The sequence below is a fragment of the Mycobacterium sp. NPDC004974 genome, assembly GCF_053600815.1.
On record NZ_JBSGAQ010000003.1, the window covers coordinates 189255 to 204017 of the forward strand.

The window sequence follows — 14763 nt, forward strand, 5'->3', positions numbered from 1 at the left end:
CAGGCCATTGCACGTCGACAACACGCCTCCATAGTGCCTGGTGCGGCATGCACGGCAGCATTGGCGCCAGATTCCGCGCCGTTTTCTACCTGTTGGTCGTCGCCCGACACGATCGACAACCCAGGCGTAGAAATCGGCGCGGAACCTGGCGTCTACTACTTGGGCCGCTGACCGGCCGTCACTTCGTCGGGGTACTCGGGGTAGAACGGCACGTAGCCGTCCGCCCGGCCTGCCAGCACGTACACCGGGTCCTTGATTTCCGATCCATAGCCCTGCTTGCGCAGGTCCACCTTCTGGCTCTTGAACGTCGAGGTGTGGGCCAGCTCGGTGACGACGCGAACGAACAACGGCACGGCGTAGGCCGGCAGGTGTCCGTAGAACGCGTCGGCGATCGCCTTCCCGTCGAACTCGTGGTCGGCCTTGAGCTGAATGGCGGCCATGCCGGCGCGGCCGCCCGCACCGGGCACCTCGACACCGAACACCGTGCACTCGTCGACTACCGGGTCCCCGGCGAGCGCGGCCTCCACCTCCGTGGTGGCCACGTTCTCGCCCTTCCACCGGAAGGTGTCACCGAGCCGGTCGGCGAATGCGGCGTGGCCCAGCCCCTGAGAACGCATCAGGTCGCCGGTGTTGAACCAGACGTCGCCGTCCTTGAACGCGTTGCGCACCAGCTTCTTCTCACTGGCCGACGGATCGGTGTACCCGTCGAACGGCTGCAGCGCGCTGATCTTGGACAGCACCAGCCCCGGCTCGCCGCGTTTGACCCTGCGCAGCCGGCCGTCGGCGGCGCGGGCCGGTTCGCCGCTGGCGGCGTCGTATTCGACGAATGCGACGGGGCTCGGGCAGATGCCGGTGGACTTGGAGACGTTGAAGACGTTGACAAAGGCGGTGTTGCCCTCGCTGGAGGCGTAGAACTCGCAGACCCGCGGGATGCCGAACCGCTGGGTGAACTCATCCCAGATGGCCGGCCGCAGCCCGTTGCCGACGATGACGCGGACCTTGTGCGCCCGGTCGGTCGGCTTGGGCGGCTGGTTGAGCAGGTAACCGCAGATCTCGCCGATGTAGGCGAACGCGGTCGCGCCGTAGTCGATGACCTCGTCCCAGAACCGGGATGCCGAGAACGACTTGCCCAGGGCCAGTGCCGCCCCCGAGTTCAGCGCCGATCCGATCGAGACGGTCAGGGCGTTGTTGTGATAGAGCGGCAGGCAGCAGTACAGGGTGTCATCGCTGTGCAGGCGCAGTCCCAGGCCGCCGAACCCGGCCAGGGCCCGCAGCCAGCGGTAGTGGCTCATGACGCTTGCCTTAGGCATGCCGGTGGTGCCCGAGGTGAAGATGTAGAAGGCCTTGTCCTTGGCCAGTACGGCCGCCGCGCTGGCCGGGTTGGTGGTCGGCGCGGTGGCCGCGAGCCGACGCAGCTCCTCGACCGTGATCAGGCCGTTGGGCTCGGCCCCGCATTCGCTGATGTGCTCGATCAGGTCGGACTCGGCGACCACTGCCGTGGCATTGAGCAGCCCGATGCTGTGGGCCAGGACCTTGCCGCGCTGGTTGTAGTTCAGCATGCCGGTGACGGCGCCGCATTTGACGATCGCCAGCATCAGCAGCACCGCGTCGGGCGAGTTGCGCAGCATCACCCCGACCACGTCACCGTGGCCGACGCCCTTGGCCGCCAGCACCGCCGCGTAGCGGTTGACCGTCTCGTTGGCCTCGCGGTAGGTGATGCGCTCGTCGCCGAACTTGAGGAAAACCCGGTCGGCGTACTGGGCAGCCCGCTCCTGGAACACCTTGCCGATCGAGGTCTTGGCCGTCGGCCGGGCCATCATTCCGGTGAGGACGCCCCGCGCGATGACCGGCGCGTCCATCAGCAGACCGGGTACCTGGCTGGCGAGGTCGAGTAGGCCGACGCTGCTCCTGGTGCCCGATTTCTGGTCGGTCATGCGGTCTCCCCCTGCGCGTTGTGTGGGTCTCGAGATGGCTCTCGTGTGGGCAACACCATAGCCGCGCGGGTAACCGGGCGTTACCGCCGGTTCTACATAAGCGGCGCGCACACGTCGAGCGCTGCGGCGACCTCGTCGACAACGATCAGCCGGTCGAGGGCCTGGCTGCTCACATAGCCGGAGTCGACGAGCCCACGCAACCAGTTCAACAATCCGTCGTAGTGGCCGAACGGGTCCAGCAGTACGACGGGCTTCTCGTGCATCCCCAGATAGCCCGCCGTCCAGGCCTCGAAGAACTCCTCCAACGTGCCGATGCCGCCGGGCAGGGCGATGAACGCGTCGGAGCGGTCCTCCATCTCCTTCTTGCGTTCCCGCATGGTGTCGGTCACCACGAGTTCTTCGGCGTCCACGTCGGCGAGTTCACGATGCACCAGCGCCTTGGGGATCACGCCGACCGTGCGGCCGTTCGCCGAGCGCGCCGCACGGGCGACCGCACCCATGGCCGAGACGTTGCCGCCGCCGGAGATCAACGTCCATCCGCGCTTGGCGATCGCCACCCCGACCTCACTGGCCAATGCCAGCAGCTCGGGATGGGTAGGCCCCGAAGCGCAATAGACACACACCGCAAACTCGCGGTCAGTTTCACCGGACACCTACACAAACTAGAGGGTGCTGGTGAACCGCCGATGACGGGTGGGCAATGTCCGCCGGTGATGGACTCAGCCCCGGCTCGCAGGGAGACTGAACGGAACGCGGAGGGACGATCCTGGTGACTGACGATGTCGATCAACCGACACGGTTGAGCCGCGAGTTCATCTTGGACACCGCGATCGGGCTGATCGATCGCGACGGTCTGACGAAATTGACCATGCGACGGCTGGGTACGGCCTGCGGTGTCGAGGCGATGGCGCTCTACCGCTATGTGCACAGCCGGGGTGACCTGCTGACCGGCATCGTGAACCACATCGTGGACCGCCTCTACGCCGATCAGCTCGCCGCCCGCCGCCAGGAGGATGGTTGGCAGGACTTCCTGCTCCGGCTCGGCCATGGCGTGCGCCAGATCGCGATCGAACACCCCGAGGTGTTCCCACTTGTGGCAACTGAGGCGCCGGAAGCCCCGTGGGTGCGGCCGCCGCTGCGCAGCCTGCGCTGGATGGAGACGTTCCTGGAGACACTGATCTCCTACGGGTTCAGCGATGACGCCGCCGTGGCCGCGTACCGGACGTACACCACATTCCTGGTGGGCCAGTTGCTGCTCGAGGTGTCCGCCCGCGGTGTCGCACTCAGTCCCGACGAGACGGTGCTCGACACCGAGCCACGGCCCGATACGTCGCTGGCCGATTACCCGAACCTGCGTCGGCTGCAATCGATGCTGGCCGAGGACCACAGCACCGACGAGTTCGAGGACGCGTTGGAGGCCCTGCTCGACCGCATCGAAACGTGGTCAGGCTCCTGACCAGGGACCTGAACAGGGGCGTTTACAACGTAAACTTCGGCGGTTATGCTCGGTTTCACCGTGGAATCGACCCAGCAGAATCACGAGCTGCACTGGACGGCTCGCACCACACCCGAAGGCCTCATCGTTCAGGTCTCCGGACAGGTCGATGCCCACAACGAATCCGCCTGGCAACGCATGCTCAGCGAGTCGGCAGCTGCCGCGCCCGAATCCTCGATGCTCATCGTCGACGCCGGATTCCTGGACTTCATGAGCTGTGGGGCACTCGTCGCCCTGGCCAAGCAGACCGTCGACAGCCGTCAGCAAGGGATCACGGTCCGGCTGGTCATCCGTCAGCAGAGCATCAGGCGGATCATCACCGAATGCGGCCTGGACGACGCGGTGTCGGCGCACCCGGACCTCGATTCGGCGTTGAACGGCCACCGCCCGCCATAGGATCCGGTGGATGGCTGTCGACTGGGTGATCGCACCGCGTGACCGCGTGCTCGACGGTCTGGAGGCCGGCCTGCACGAGCGCCGCGGCGCGGCTCTTCTCGGCCCGGCCGGTGTGGGCAAGACGTCCGTCGCCCGCACCGCGGCCGAACATCTCGCCAGCGATTTCCGCCGGGTCGTGTGGATCGCCGGCACCGAATCGGCTGCGGCGGTCCCGTTCGCCGCGGTGGCGCACCTGATCGATATCCCCTCGGCGGGCAAGACCGCCGAAGTGCTGCGAGCCGCGCGCGAGGCGCTCGGGTCCGACCTGTTGCTGGTCGTCGACGACGCGCACCTGCTGGACCGGTTGTCGGCAGCCCTGGTGTACCAACTCACGGTGAGCGGCGCGGCCAAACTCATCGTCACCGCGTCCGCGGCACAGGCACCCGATGACGTCGCGGCGTTGTGGGGTGACGGCTTGGTGAGTCGTGTCGACATCTCCCCGCCGGGCCACGATGACGCCCGGCTGGCCGATCAGGTGGCCACGTTTCTCGCCGATCTGCCCAACGGTGCGGGAGCCGTATTGCGTCAACTGGCGGTGCACGATCCGCTGCCACTTGCCGATCTGACAGCCCTGACCAGCACCGAGGCGGTGCAGGAGGCGCAACAGTGCGGCGTCGTGTGCGTCGACGAGGCGGTGGCGCGTTGTGTGCATCCGCTGTTTCTCAACGCGATACGCGCCACGATCGGCGGGCCCGGCCTGCGGCGGCTGCGCAGCACGCTGGTCGAGCAGCTGTCTGCGGCGCCCCGCCCCGGTGTGGTGGACCGGCTGCGGGTGGCGGTGCTGGCGCTCGACAGCGACTCCCCACTGCCCGCGGCCGAACTCGTGGACGCTGCCGGCGAGGCGCTTCGACTGGGCGACCTGGAATTGAGTGAGCGACTGGCGCGGGCCGCGACGGCGTCGGGTGGTGAATTCCAGGGGCTGCTCACCCTGGCGTACGCGTTGGCCTGGCAGGGCCGCGGCCGTGAGGCCGATGCCGTCCTGGCGCAGATCGACCCCGCCGACCTGACCGAGGACCAGTTGATGGCGTGGGCACTGCCGCAGGCGGCCAATCAGTTCTGGATGCTGTCGGAGCCCGAACGCGCCACCGCGTTCCTGCGCGCCACCCGCCGCCGGGTATCGACACCGACGGCCCAGATCACGCTCGACGCGCTGGCGGCCACTTTCGCGATGAATGCCGGTGCGCCACAACGGGCTTTGGGACTGGCACTGGAAGTACTCGCCTCCCCCGCCGCCGATGACACCGCGGTCGGTTGGGCCGGGTCGACGGCAGCACTGAGTTGCGCGCGGATCGGCCAGTTCGATCAGGTGGACGCGATGGCACACCGTGCACTCGCGGCAGGGCATCCGGGCCTGTTGCGGTTCACCAGCGGCTTCGGCCAGACCACGGCGCTGATGATGACCGGCCGGCTGGACCAGGCGCAGGAAATGGCCAAGAGCATCACCGATTTCACCCAGCTGCTGCAGCCCGGCCGCGCCATCGGCGAGGTGTTGATGGCCGACGTGCTGCTGGTCCGCGGCAGTTTCGACGAGGCGATTGCGTTGTTGCGCAAGGCAACCGCCGCACTGGCACCGACCGGGTATTCCTGGGGACCATTGGCCTGGATGTTGTTGGCGCAGGCCGTCGGTCAGCGTGGCATGCCGGTCGAGGCTGGAAAAGCACTGTCCCGTGCGGAGTCCCGGCACGGGCTCAAGTCGATGCTGTTCGCACCTGAGTTGGCACTGGCCCGAGCCTGGACTTGCTCTGCCCGCAAGGATTCGGTGGGCGCGGTGACCGCGGCGCGCGAGGCCGCCAAGGCCGCCGAGCGCGGCGGCCAATCCGCGGTGATGCTGCGGGCCTTGCACGACGGCGTGCGGCTGGGCGACACCCGGGCCGTCGACGCGCTGACAAGGGTGGATCTGGACTGCGTGTTCGGGCAGCTGACGTTGGATCATGCCCGCGCGTTGGCGGCCGGGGATGGTGCGGCTCTGGCCGAGGTTTCGGCTCGGTACCGCGACGTTGGGATGCTCGCCGCTGCGGACGATGCGGCGCGCCAAGCCTCGGCGTGAGGTCTACCGGACCGTGACTGCCAAAAGCCGAGTGAACTTCCCGCTCGGCACCCACCCGCGCCGAACGTAGGATGCGCAGTTGGACCGCACGATCTCCAGGGGGCTCGATGAACCAGTTCGTCGCCGACACGGCCGCCATCACAGGCCTGCAAGGGACCGTCGGCAGCGTCAGTGAAGACATGAACAACTTCAAGAATGCGTTCTCCGGCCCGTCGGACCTCGCGTCCAGCCACGGCCAGATCGGCTTTCCGTTCCAGAATTCGCACGGCGGTGCCCAGTCGTCCCGTGATGGCGCCTTAGCTGCCACCCAGTTTGCCGCGAGCAGGATGGCCGAATTGCTCGGCCAGGCCTCACAGGCATATGCCCGTGGCGATATGGAATCCGCCAGCCGGCTCAAGGCCCAGGCCGATCAGCTCGAGGGCGCAGGCTCCGCGGCGTCCGGCGCCGGCGGCGGCGCCGATCCCGCGGGCGCAGGAGCGGGCGGTGCGGGCCAGGTGCTGGGCCAGTTCGGCCAGATGGCTTCGCAGATGGCGCAGTCGATCACCCAGCCGCTGCAGGGACTGACCCAGGCGATGACCCAGGCGCCACAGCAAGTCATGCAGGGTGTGCAGGGCATTGTCGAAGCCGCTACCCAGGCAGCGGGAGGCGGCGGGGACGCTGCTGCCACGGCCGCGGACACCGGTGGCGCGGGAGCCGAGAACGCCATCAAAGCCGCCGACCACCAGGGGCCCGGCGATGGTGCTGGGGGCGGCCCAGCGGATCAGCCCGACGCCAAGCACGACGCCAAGCACGACGGCAGGGACGACGCCGAGCCCCGCAAGCATGACGGTGATCGCGCTCCTGTGGGCGAGGCCGGGGCCGCCGCTGATCGCAGCTACGAGCAACTCGGCAATCGCGCCTCAGCCGGTGCCGCAGCTGAGGACGGCTACGGCGTCGGCACTGTGCCGACCCAGATCCACAACATCAACCCGCGGCGCCAGTAGCACTCAACTCTCCGCCGTCCAGCCGCAGCCACCGGTCGATACCGATGGCCTCCAGGAACCGTTCGTCGTGACTGACCACCGCGAACGCGCCCCGGTAGGCGTTCAGCGCCGATTCGAGCTGTCCCACGCTGACCAGATCGAGATTGTTCGTCGGCTCGTCCAGCAACAGCAACTGGGGCGCGGGTTCGGCATAGAGCACGCACGCCAGCGTCGCCCGTAACCGCTCCCCGCCCGACAACGCTGCCACCGGCAGGTGGATCCGGTCGCCGCGAAACAGGAACTGCGCCAACAGATGCATGCGCCGGGTGTGTGACAAGCTCGGCGCAGCGGTAGCCAGGCTCTCGGCCACCGTACGCTCGTCGTCCAACAGGTCCAGGCGCTGCGACAGGGAGGCGATGCGCCCGTCAACCCGTTGCACCGTTCCTGAGTCGGGTTCCAGGGTGCCGTCGATGATGCGTAAGAGTGTCGACTTGCCGGCTCCGTTGGGACCGGTCAGGGCGATACGTTCCGGCCCGCGGATGGAGAGGTCGATCCCGTTGTCGGCGAACAGTTTCCGGCCGCCGCGGCTGATCTGCAAGCCGTCTCCGGCGAACACCGTGCGCCCGGCAGGCACCACGGTGTCGGGCAGATCCAACGCAATCACCTTGTCGTCACGCAACGCTCGTTCAGCTTCGTCGAGCCGGCTCCGGGCATCGTCGACTCTCCGAGCGTGTACGTCGTCGGCGCGGGCCGCCGATTCCTGGGCATCGCGTTTCAGCTTGCCCGCCACGATCTTCGGCAGCCCGGCGTCCTTGAGGTTGCGCGCCGCGGTCGACGAGCGTCGGGCGGCCCGCTCGCGGGCCTCCTGCATCTGGCGCTTCTCCCGCTTGAGCTGTTGTTCGGCGTTACGGATATTGCCCTCGGCCACCTGTTGAGCAGCGCGGCCGGCCTCCTCGTAGGCGGTGAAATTGCCTCCGTAGAAGACGATTTCACCGCGGTACAGCTCGGCGATCTGATCCATCCGGTCCAGCAGCACCCGGTCATGGCTGACCACCAGCAGGCAACCGGTGTAGCTGTCCAGCGCGTCGTACAGGCGGTGCCGGGCCTCGCTGTCCAGGTTGTTGGTGGGCTCGTCGAGCAGCAGCACACTGGGCCGCTTCAGCAGTTGGGCAGCCAGCCCCAAAGACACCACTTCCCCGCCGGACAAGGTTCCCAACCGGCGGTCCAACGCCAGGTCATCCAGGCCGAGCCGGTCCAACTGGGCACGGGAGCGTTCCTCGATGTCCCAGTCCTCGCCGATGGCGGTGAACACCTCCTCGCTGGCGTCACCATCGGCCAGCGCTGCCAGTGCGTCGAGCACCGGAGCGATCCCCAATACCGCGGCCACGGTGAGATCGGCTGTGAACGGCAGGCTTTGGGGCAGGTAGCCGACGGCGCCATCGGCGACCACTGAGCCCGCGGAGGGCCGGTACTCGCCGGCAATCAGTTTGAGCAGCGTGCTCTTTCCGGCGCCGTTGGGTGCGACCAGGCCGGTGCGGCCGGGCCCGATGGAAAACGACAGGTCCGAGAACAGCTCGACGTCATCGGGCCAGGAGAACGACAAATGGGAACAGACGATAGACATGCTGGTACTCCAAAGTGATGCGGGCAACAGGCACCGCATTGAGGGGCAGGAACGAATCGACTCTCGGGATCACCCGGAGATGTCGTCTCCCAGCATGTTTTCGGCCCACCTTGGTTGACAGCAGATGCGAGACCCATACTACGCATGCATGCAACCGATTTACGGTTCAGAACGTCTCGCGCAATCGATCCAGTTGTCGCCGTTCACGTTTCGTGGGTCGGCCGGCGCCTCGATCGCGGACCGGAACGGACGCCACCATCTCCTTGGGCGGCGGTGGCGGGCTGCGGTCGATCAGGCATTCCGATGCGATGGCGGGACCGACTCTCTTGGCGATGGGCCGGATGACCTCCACGATTCGTTCACGTCCGTCGAGCCGGACCCGCACCTCGTCACCGGGGCTCACGTGCTGCGCCGGTTTGGCCGGCACGTTGTTGACCCGGACGTGTCCGCCCCGGCAGGCGGCCGCCGCCGCGGACCGGGTCTTGGTGAGGCGCACAGCCCAGATCCAGCTGTCGACGCGGACGGTGCTCATGTCAGGTAGCGCCGCAGCATGTCGGTGACCGCGGTGATCTGGGCGATCTCGACCCGTTCGTCGACCTTGTGGGCGAGGTTGGGGTCGCCCGGACCGTAGTTGACGGCGGGTATCCCCAGCGCGGCGAACCGGGACACATCCGTCCAGCCGTACTTGGCACGGACCTGTCCCCCGGCTGCGGCCACCAGCGCGGCGGCGGCCGGTTTGGCCAGCCCCGGCAGGGCGCCCGCGGCGGCGTCGGTCAATTCGATGTCAAGGTCGAGGCCGTCGAACACCTCGTGCACGTGGGCGAGGGCCTGCTCGACGCTGCGGTCGGGGGCGAACCGGAAGTTGACGGTCACCGATGCCGCGTCGGGGATGACATTGCCGGCGATGCCGCCGTCGATACGTACTGCCGACAGCCCTTCCCGGTAGACGCACCCGTCGATGTCGACATTGCGGGGCTGATAGGCCGTGAGCCGGTCAAGTACCGCACCGAGTTTGTGAATGGCGTTGTCGCCCAGCCAGGAACGTGCGGAATGCGCGCGGGTGCCGGTGGCGCCGACGACGACGCGGATGGTGCCCTGGCAGCCCGCCTCGATGAAGCCGCCGGACGGTTCACCGAGGATCGCGACGTCGGCCTGTAGCCAGTCCGGCAGCTCTCGTTCGATGCGGCCCAGCCCGTTGGCGCTGGACTCGATCTCCTCGCAGTCGTACATCACCAGGGTGATGTCGTGGCTCGGCTCGGCAATGGTGGCTGCCAGGTGCAGGAACACCGCGTCACCCGACTTCATGTCCGAGGTGCCGCAGCCCCACATCTCGCCGTTCTTGATGTGGCTGGGCAGGTTGTCGGCAGCGGGCACGGTGTCGATGTGTCCGGCCAGCATCACCCGCGACGAGCGGCCCAGGTGGGTGCGGGCCAGCACCGCGTCACCATTGCGGATCACCTCGAACCACGGCGCCTGCGCACGTAGCGCGGCCTCGATCTCGTCGGCAATGCGCTGCTCATGACGTGACTCGCTGGGGATGTCCACCAAGGCAGCGGTCAGCGCGATCGGATCAGCAGTCAAATCCAGGCCCACGATGCTCAACGGTAGTCCAGTAACCTTGGCCAACGTGACTGCAGCATCTGGCGTCGGCCTGGCCACCATCACCGCCGACGGGACCGTCCTGGACACCTGGTTTCCCGCCCCCGAGCTGAGCGCCTCTGGCGATGCCGGCACGGTGAAGCTCAGCGGCGATGACATCCCCGCTGAGTTCGCGGGCCTGACCGGCCCCGATGCCGACCGCGGTGTCGAGGTGGTGGCGGTGCGGACCACGATCGCCGACCTCGCGGACAAGCCCGCCGATGCGCATGACGCCTACCTGCGGCTGCACCTGCTCTCCCACCGGCTGACCAAGCCGCACGAGGCCAACATGGACGGCATCTTCGGAGCGCTGGCCAACGTGGTGTGGACGAACTTCGGGCCGTGCGCGGTCGAGGGCTTCGAGACGGTGCGCGCCAAGCTGCGCCGCCGCGGTGCCGTCGCGGTCTACGGCGTCGACAAGTTCCCGCGGATGGTCGACTACGTGTTGCCGTCGGGCGTGCGGATCGCCGACGCCGACCGCGTCCGCCTGGGTGCGCACCTGGCCGCGGGCACGACTGTCATGCACGAAGGTTTCGTGAACTTCAACGCCGGCACACTGGGCACCTCGATGGTGGAGGGCCGGATCTCGGCCGGTGTCGTGGTGGACGACGGCTCCGACATCGGTGGCGGCGCGTCGATCATGGGCACCCTGTCCGGTGGCGGCAAAGAGGTGATCTCGGTGGGCAAGCGCTGCCTGCTGGGCGCCAACGCCGGCCTGGGCATCTCGCTCGGCGATGACTGCGTGATCGAGGCCGGGCTGTATGTCACCGGCGGCACCAAGGTGACCACCGCTGACGGGCAGACCACCAAGGCCGTCGAGCTCTCCGGGGCCAACAACCTGCTGTTCCGCCGCAATTCGCTCTCGGGTGCGGTCGAGGTGGTCAAGCGTGACGGCACCGGCATCACGCTCAACGAGGCGTTGCACGCCAACTAGCGCCGGAGCAGGGACCGCCAGCGTACCGTGAATTGACGATCGCGTCAGCGGTCGATGAAACCGGTCCCTGGGAGCGCACAATGGCACCCTCAACCAGCTACAAACTTCTACAGATCGCGCTGGCCCTGTTCGGCACCGTGATGCTTCTGCTCTATCCGCTGGCGGTGGTCTGGCCGTCCGGATGGGCTTGGCATCCCGGTGCCCCCTATCAGTCCAACTACTTCATGATGATCGTCGGGGTCTACGCCACCCTCGGTGTTTTCCTCTGGATCGCGGCGCGGCGCCCCGAGGCGAACCTCAGCCTGATCTGGTTCACCGTGTGCTCAAGCTTTGTCCACGCCGTCATCATGGCGGTGCAATCGTTCGGCGACGGTCACCACATGGGACATCTGTGGGGTGATGTCGCTGCGCTGATTCTGGTGGCCGCGGTGTTGTCGGTCCTCGTGGTGTCGTCGGACCTCAAGCAGCGCGCGAGTGTGCCCTAGGTGCAAGGAATCCCGTGCGGGCCACCCACCCAGTGACCTGGCGGGGATTGCCACGGGCACCACTTCTTGACCTGTCCGGGCGGGCCCCAGTTGACCCCAGGATTCCAGTCAACCCAACCAGGCCCCGGAATCCACGGAATATCGGGACCCCAACCAGGGTCAGCCTGTGCCGAACCGGCGCCCAACCCGAGGGAGCCGAGGCCGAGCGCACCCGCGATCATCGCCGTTCCCGCGACTTTTTTGAAACTCATACGTGCCTCCAAACCGAGGCAGGGCGTGACGTGCGATCTACGCCCCGTCACTTCCCAAGCTACCCCTGCTCGGCAGCAAGCACGCAGAACTCGTTGCCCTCTGGGTCGGCCAGCACCACCCACGTTTCGTCACCCTGGCCGACGTCGACGTGGCGGGCGCCGAGGCCGATCAACCGGTCCACCTCGGCCTGTTGATCGTCGGGGGTGAAGTCCGGATGCAGACGGTTCTTGACCACCTTGTCCTCCGGCACGGCAGTGAACAGCCAGATCGGGCCGGCGCCCGGCGGCGGGGTGAGCAGCACGTCGCCGTCGGCATCGGTGTGTGCGGGCCAGCCCAGCGCTTCCGACCACCAGGCGCCCAACGCTTCGGGATCGTGTGCGTCGATGCAGATCTCGGAGAACCTCAACCCCATTGCGCCAGTTCCTTTTTCATCACCTTGCCCATGGCGTTGCGGGGCAGGCTGTCCACGAGTCGCACTTCGCGAGGACGTTTGTGCACTGAAAGTTCTTGGGCGACATACTCGATCAGCGTATCGGGTGCGGCATTGCCGACAACGAACGCAACGATGCGCTGCCCCAGATCGTCGTCGGGCACCCCGACCACGGCCACCTCGTCGACGCCGTCATGACCCAACAGCACGGTCTCGATCTCACCGGCGCCGATGCGGTACCCGCCCGATTTGATCAGGTCCACCGACTCCCGCCCGACGATGCGGTGCATCCCGTCGGCATCGATGACCGCGACGTCGCCGGTGCGGTACCAGCCGTCGGAATCGAAGGCGTCGGCGGTGGCCTCGGACCGGTTGAGGTAGCCGCCGAACACCATGGGGCCCTTGATCTGCAGCCGTCCGATCGTCTCGCCGTCGTGAGGCACCGGCGCGCCGTCGTCGTCGACGAGCCGGGTCTGCACTCCGGCCAGCGGCAGCCCGACCCAGCCGGGCCTGCGCTCACCGTCGACCCGAGTGCTGAGGGTGATCAGCGATTCCGTGCTGCCGTAGCGCTCCACCGGCGCGTGCCCGGTCAGTCGCACCAGCTCGTCGAACACCGGCACCGGCAGCGGCGCGCTGCCGGAGACCAGCAGCCGTGCGGTGGACAGCGCCAGCGCCGAGTCGAGGTCCTTGACCACCCGCGACCACACCGTCGGCACCCCGAAGTAGAGCGTGCCCTGCGCCTGCGCGTACGCGGCCGGTGTCGGTTTCCCGGTGTGTACGAAGCGGTTTCCGATCCGCAGCGAGCCGAGCAGACCCAGCACCAGGCCGTGCACGTGGAACAGCGGCAGCCCGTGCACCAGGGTGTCGGCAGCGGTCCACTGCCATGCCGCGGCCAGCGCGTCGATGTCGTCGGCGATGGCCTGGCGGCTGATCGGCACGCCCTTGGGCGCTCCGGTCGTCCCGGAGGTGTACATGATGATCGCGGTCGAATTCGGTGCCGGCTCGGGATAGCGGTGCCAGGACCGGGCGTGCAGCCGCACCGGGATGTGCGGCAGTCCCTCGGTCTCCTCTGGCCGCTCCCCCAGCCAGGCCTGGGCGCCGGAGTCGGCGAGGATGTGTCGACGCTCTGCCGCGCCGACGTCGGCAGGTACCGGGACCACCGGCACACCGGCGATCAGGCATCCGATGACGGCGAGGACGGTCGTCGGGGTCGGTGTCGCCAGGACGGCGACGCGTTGCGCGACAGCCACGCGCTCGGCCACCGAGGTGGCGGCGCCGACGAGATCACTGCGGCTCAACACAGCACCGTCGATGGATACAGCGTCGGCGAGCTCGGCGCCGGCGGCGACGGCTGCGGGGTTCAGGGAGGCCAGCAACACTCTTGTGAGGCTACCGGCGTGCCGTCCGTCGATCCCACGCACTCGACAGGATGCGGAGTTGGCGCGAGGCTGGTGCTCATGGGCACAGCTACGCGCGATCGCGATGACTCCGGCCGGCCCCGCAGCACCCGCCCGCGCGACGCACTTGGCCGGCCATTGCCGTACGGCAGTGAAGGCGTCGCCCGGATCCCCGATGACCTGGAGCTCTCACCGGCTGAAACTCTCGCGTACGCCCAGGATCTGCTCGACCGTGGTCAGGCGTTCGGTGCTCACGAGGTACTCGAAGCGGCGTGGAAGAACGGCCCGGATCACGAGCGTGCGCTCTGGCAGGGATTGGCACAGCTGGCCGTGGGCATCACCCATGTGCAGCGCGGCAATCGGACCGGTGCCTCGGCCCTGTTGAGACGCGCGTCGGCACGGCTTTCTCTGGTCGACCAACCGTCGCCCCATGACATCGATGTGGCGAATCTGGCCGAGTTCGCCGCCACGCTCGCCGACGAGATCGACGAGGGCGACGTCGAAGCACAGCGGCTGCACATCCGCCTGCGCGTGGACGGGTAACGGAGACGATGGGAACGATCCGGCAGGCTGCGACGCGCGAGGTGTACCAGAACAACTGGTTGACACTGCGCGAGGACGACGTCGTCCGGCCCGACGGCAGCACCGGCGTCTACGCCGTTGTGGACAAGCCGACCTATGCCCTGGTGATCCCGTACGACCCCGCTCACGATCGGTTTCACCTCGTCGAGCAGTTCCGGTACCCGCTGGGGCTGCGGCGCTGGGAGTTCCCGCAGGGCACCGCACCCGAACAGCAACATCTGGATCCGACTGCGCTGGCCCACCGCGAACTTCGTGAGGAGACCGGGCTGCGCGCCGAGAGCATGGAACGTCTGGGCCAGCTCGACGTGGCTGCCGGGATGAGTAGCCAGCGGGGGTGGGTGTTCCTGGCGACCGGGCTCACCGAGGGTGAGCACGAACGCGAGCCCGAGGAACAGGACATGCACAGCGCGTGGTTCTCCCGCGGGGAGCTGGACCGGATGATCCGGGACGGTGAGATCACCGATGCCCAGAGCCTGGCGGCCCTGACCTTACTGGCGCTACACCAGCGCTATGCCTGAAATTTCACTCATAATCGTTGACAACGGCCC

15 protein-coding genes are annotated in these 14763 nt (G+C 67.7%); 8 read left to right on the plus strand and 7 right to left on the minus strand.

Going from position 1 to position 14763, the window contains the following annotated elements:
- Positions 1-155: 155 nt before the first annotated feature.
- Complete coding sequence (gene fadD6 / locus ACWEFV_RS08960) at positions 156-1934, minus strand: long-chain-acyl-CoA synthetase FadD6 (RefSeq protein ID WP_450069875.1); 1779 nt, start codon at positions 1932-1934, stop codon at positions 156-158.
- Positions 1935-2026: 92 nt separating this feature from the next.
- Complete coding sequence (locus ACWEFV_RS08965; protein WP_135457299.1) at positions 2027-2587, minus strand: LOG family protein; 561 nt, start codon at positions 2585-2587, stop codon at positions 2027-2029.
- A gap of 116 nt (positions 2588-2703) precedes the next feature.
- On the opposite strand from ACWEFV_RS08965, the gene ACWEFV_RS08970 reads away from it, so the two are divergent.
- The 4 genes from ACWEFV_RS08970 to ACWEFV_RS08985 all read left to right on the plus strand — a co-directional run bounded on the left by ACWEFV_RS08970 (position 2704) and on the right by ACWEFV_RS08985 (position 6894).
- The gene (locus tag ACWEFV_RS08970) at positions 2704-3390 is read left to right on the plus strand and encodes a TetR/AcrR family transcriptional regulator (protein ID WP_450069876.1); all 687 of its coding nucleotides are present in this window, start codon (positions 2704-2706) and stop codon (positions 3388-3390) included.
- A gap of 45 nt (positions 3391-3435) precedes the next feature.
- Positions 3436-3825 carry an anti-sigma factor antagonist gene (locus ACWEFV_RS08975; RefSeq protein ID WP_450069877.1) on the plus strand — a complete coding sequence of 130 codons (390 nt, stop codon included), beginning with the start codon at positions 3436-3438 and terminating at the stop codon, positions 3823-3825.
- Between the two features lie 10 nt (positions 3826-3835).
- On the plus strand, positions 3836-5911 hold the full coding sequence (locus ACWEFV_RS08980) for an AAA family ATPase (RefSeq protein ID WP_450069878.1): 2076 nt from the start codon (positions 3836-3838) through the stop codon (positions 5909-5911).
- 107 nt (positions 5912-6018) lie between these two features.
- A complete protein-coding gene (locus tag ACWEFV_RS08985; RefSeq protein ID WP_450069879.1) occupies positions 6019-6894 on the plus strand; it encodes a type VII secretion target in 876 nt (291 codons plus the stop codon).
- On the opposite strand, the gene ACWEFV_RS08990 is transcribed toward ACWEFV_RS08985, so the two are convergent.
- The 3 genes from ACWEFV_RS08990 to dapE all read right to left on the minus strand — a co-directional run bounded on the left by ACWEFV_RS08990 (position 6875) and on the right by dapE (position 10090).
- On the minus strand, positions 6875-8497 hold the full coding sequence (locus tag ACWEFV_RS08990) for an ABC-F family ATP-binding cassette domain-containing protein (RefSeq protein ID WP_450069880.1): 1623 nt from the start codon (positions 8495-8497) through the stop codon (positions 6875-6877). The genes ACWEFV_RS08985 and ACWEFV_RS08990 overlap by 20 nt on opposite strands.
- 166 nt (positions 8498-8663) lie before the next feature.
- Positions 8664-9029 carry an RNA-binding S4 domain-containing protein gene (locus tag ACWEFV_RS08995; RefSeq protein ID WP_450069881.1) on the minus strand — a complete coding sequence of 122 codons (366 nt, stop codon included), beginning with the start codon at positions 9027-9029 and terminating at the stop codon, positions 8664-8666.
- Positions 9026-10090 carry a succinyl-diaminopimelate desuccinylase gene (dapE, locus tag ACWEFV_RS09000; protein ID WP_450069882.1) on the minus strand — a complete coding sequence of 355 codons (1065 nt, stop codon included), beginning with the start codon at positions 10088-10090 and terminating at the stop codon, positions 9026-9028. Before dapE ends, ACWEFV_RS08995 begins: the two co-directional genes overlap by 4 nt.
- 34 nt (positions 10091-10124) lie before the next feature.
- On the opposite strand from dapE, the gene dapD reads away from it, so the two are divergent.
- Both dapD and ACWEFV_RS09010 read left to right on the plus strand, forming a co-directional pair.
- Positions 10125-11069, plus strand: a complete 945-nt coding sequence (dapD, locus tag ACWEFV_RS09005) for a 2,3,4,5-tetrahydropyridine-2,6-dicarboxylate N-succinyltransferase (RefSeq protein WP_450069883.1) — start codon at positions 10125-10127, stop codon at positions 11067-11069.
- 80 nt (positions 11070-11149) lie between these two features.
- On the plus strand, positions 11150-11554 hold the full coding sequence (locus tag ACWEFV_RS09010) for a DUF6632 domain-containing protein (protein ID WP_450069884.1): 405 nt from the start codon (positions 11150-11152) through the stop codon (positions 11552-11554).
- 310 nt (positions 11555-11864) lie between these two features.
- On the opposite strand, the gene ACWEFV_RS09015 is transcribed toward ACWEFV_RS09010, so the two are convergent.
- Positions 11865-12218, minus strand: a complete 354-nt coding sequence (locus tag ACWEFV_RS09015) for a VOC family protein (protein ID WP_450069885.1) — start codon at positions 12216-12218, stop codon at positions 11865-11867.
- Entirely contained in the window at positions 12209-13615 is a 1407-nt protein-coding gene (locus ACWEFV_RS09020) for an acyl-CoA synthetase (protein WP_450069886.1), read from the minus strand. The genes ACWEFV_RS09015 and ACWEFV_RS09020 overlap by 10 nt, the downstream gene beginning before the upstream one ends.
- 78 nt (positions 13616-13693) lie before the next feature.
- On the opposite strand from ACWEFV_RS09020, the gene ACWEFV_RS09025 reads away from it, so the two are divergent.
- Entirely contained in the window at positions 13694-14176 is a 483-nt protein-coding gene (locus tag ACWEFV_RS09025; RefSeq protein WP_450069887.1) for a DUF309 domain-containing protein, read from the plus strand.
- A gap of 8 nt (positions 14177-14184) precedes the next feature.
- Positions 14185-14733: an NUDIX domain-containing protein gene (locus tag ACWEFV_RS09030; RefSeq protein WP_450069888.1), complete on the plus strand. Its 549-nt coding sequence runs from the start codon at positions 14185-14187 to the stop codon at positions 14731-14733.
- Positions 14734-14763: the final 30 nt, after the last annotated feature.

What these genes read in the sequence shown, in the direction of transcription:
- fadD6 (WP_450069875.1), bottom strand. Translation starts at nt 1,934, where the DNA reads ATGACCGACCAGAAATCGGGCACCAGGAGCAGCGTCGGCCTACTCGAC.
- ACWEFV_RS08975 (WP_450069877.1), top strand. Translation starts at nt 3,436, where the DNA reads ATGCTCGGTTTCACCGTGGAATCGACCCAGCAGAATCACGAGCTGCAC.
- ACWEFV_RS09030 (WP_450069888.1), top strand. Translation starts at nt 14,185, where the DNA reads ATGGGAACGATCCGGCAGGCTGCGACGCGCGAGGTGTACCAGAACAAC.
- ACWEFV_RS08985 (WP_450069879.1), top strand. Translation starts at nt 6,019, where the DNA reads ATGAACCAGTTCGTCGCCGACACGGCCGCCATCACAGGCCTGCAAGGG.
- ACWEFV_RS08995 (WP_450069881.1), bottom strand. Translation starts at nt 9,029, where the DNA reads ATGAGCACCGTCCGCGTCGACAGCTGGATCTGGGCTGTGCGCCTCACC.
- ACWEFV_RS09015 (WP_450069885.1), bottom strand. Translation starts at nt 12,218, where the DNA reads ATGGGGTTGAGGTTCTCCGAGATCTGCATCGACGCACACGATCCCGAA.
- ACWEFV_RS08980 (WP_450069878.1), top strand. Translation starts at nt 3,836, where the DNA reads ATGGCTGTCGACTGGGTGATCGCACCGCGTGACCGCGTGCTCGACGGT.
- ACWEFV_RS08990 (WP_450069880.1), bottom strand. Translation starts at nt 8,497, where the DNA reads ATGTCTATCGTCTGTTCCCATTTGTCGTTCTCCTGGCCCGATGACGTC.
- ACWEFV_RS09010 (WP_450069884.1), top strand. Translation starts at nt 11,150, where the DNA reads ATGGCACCCTCAACCAGCTACAAACTTCTACAGATCGCGCTGGCCCTG.
- ACWEFV_RS09025 (WP_450069887.1), top strand. Translation starts at nt 13,694, where the DNA reads ATGGGCACAGCTACGCGCGATCGCGATGACTCCGGCCGGCCCCGCAGC.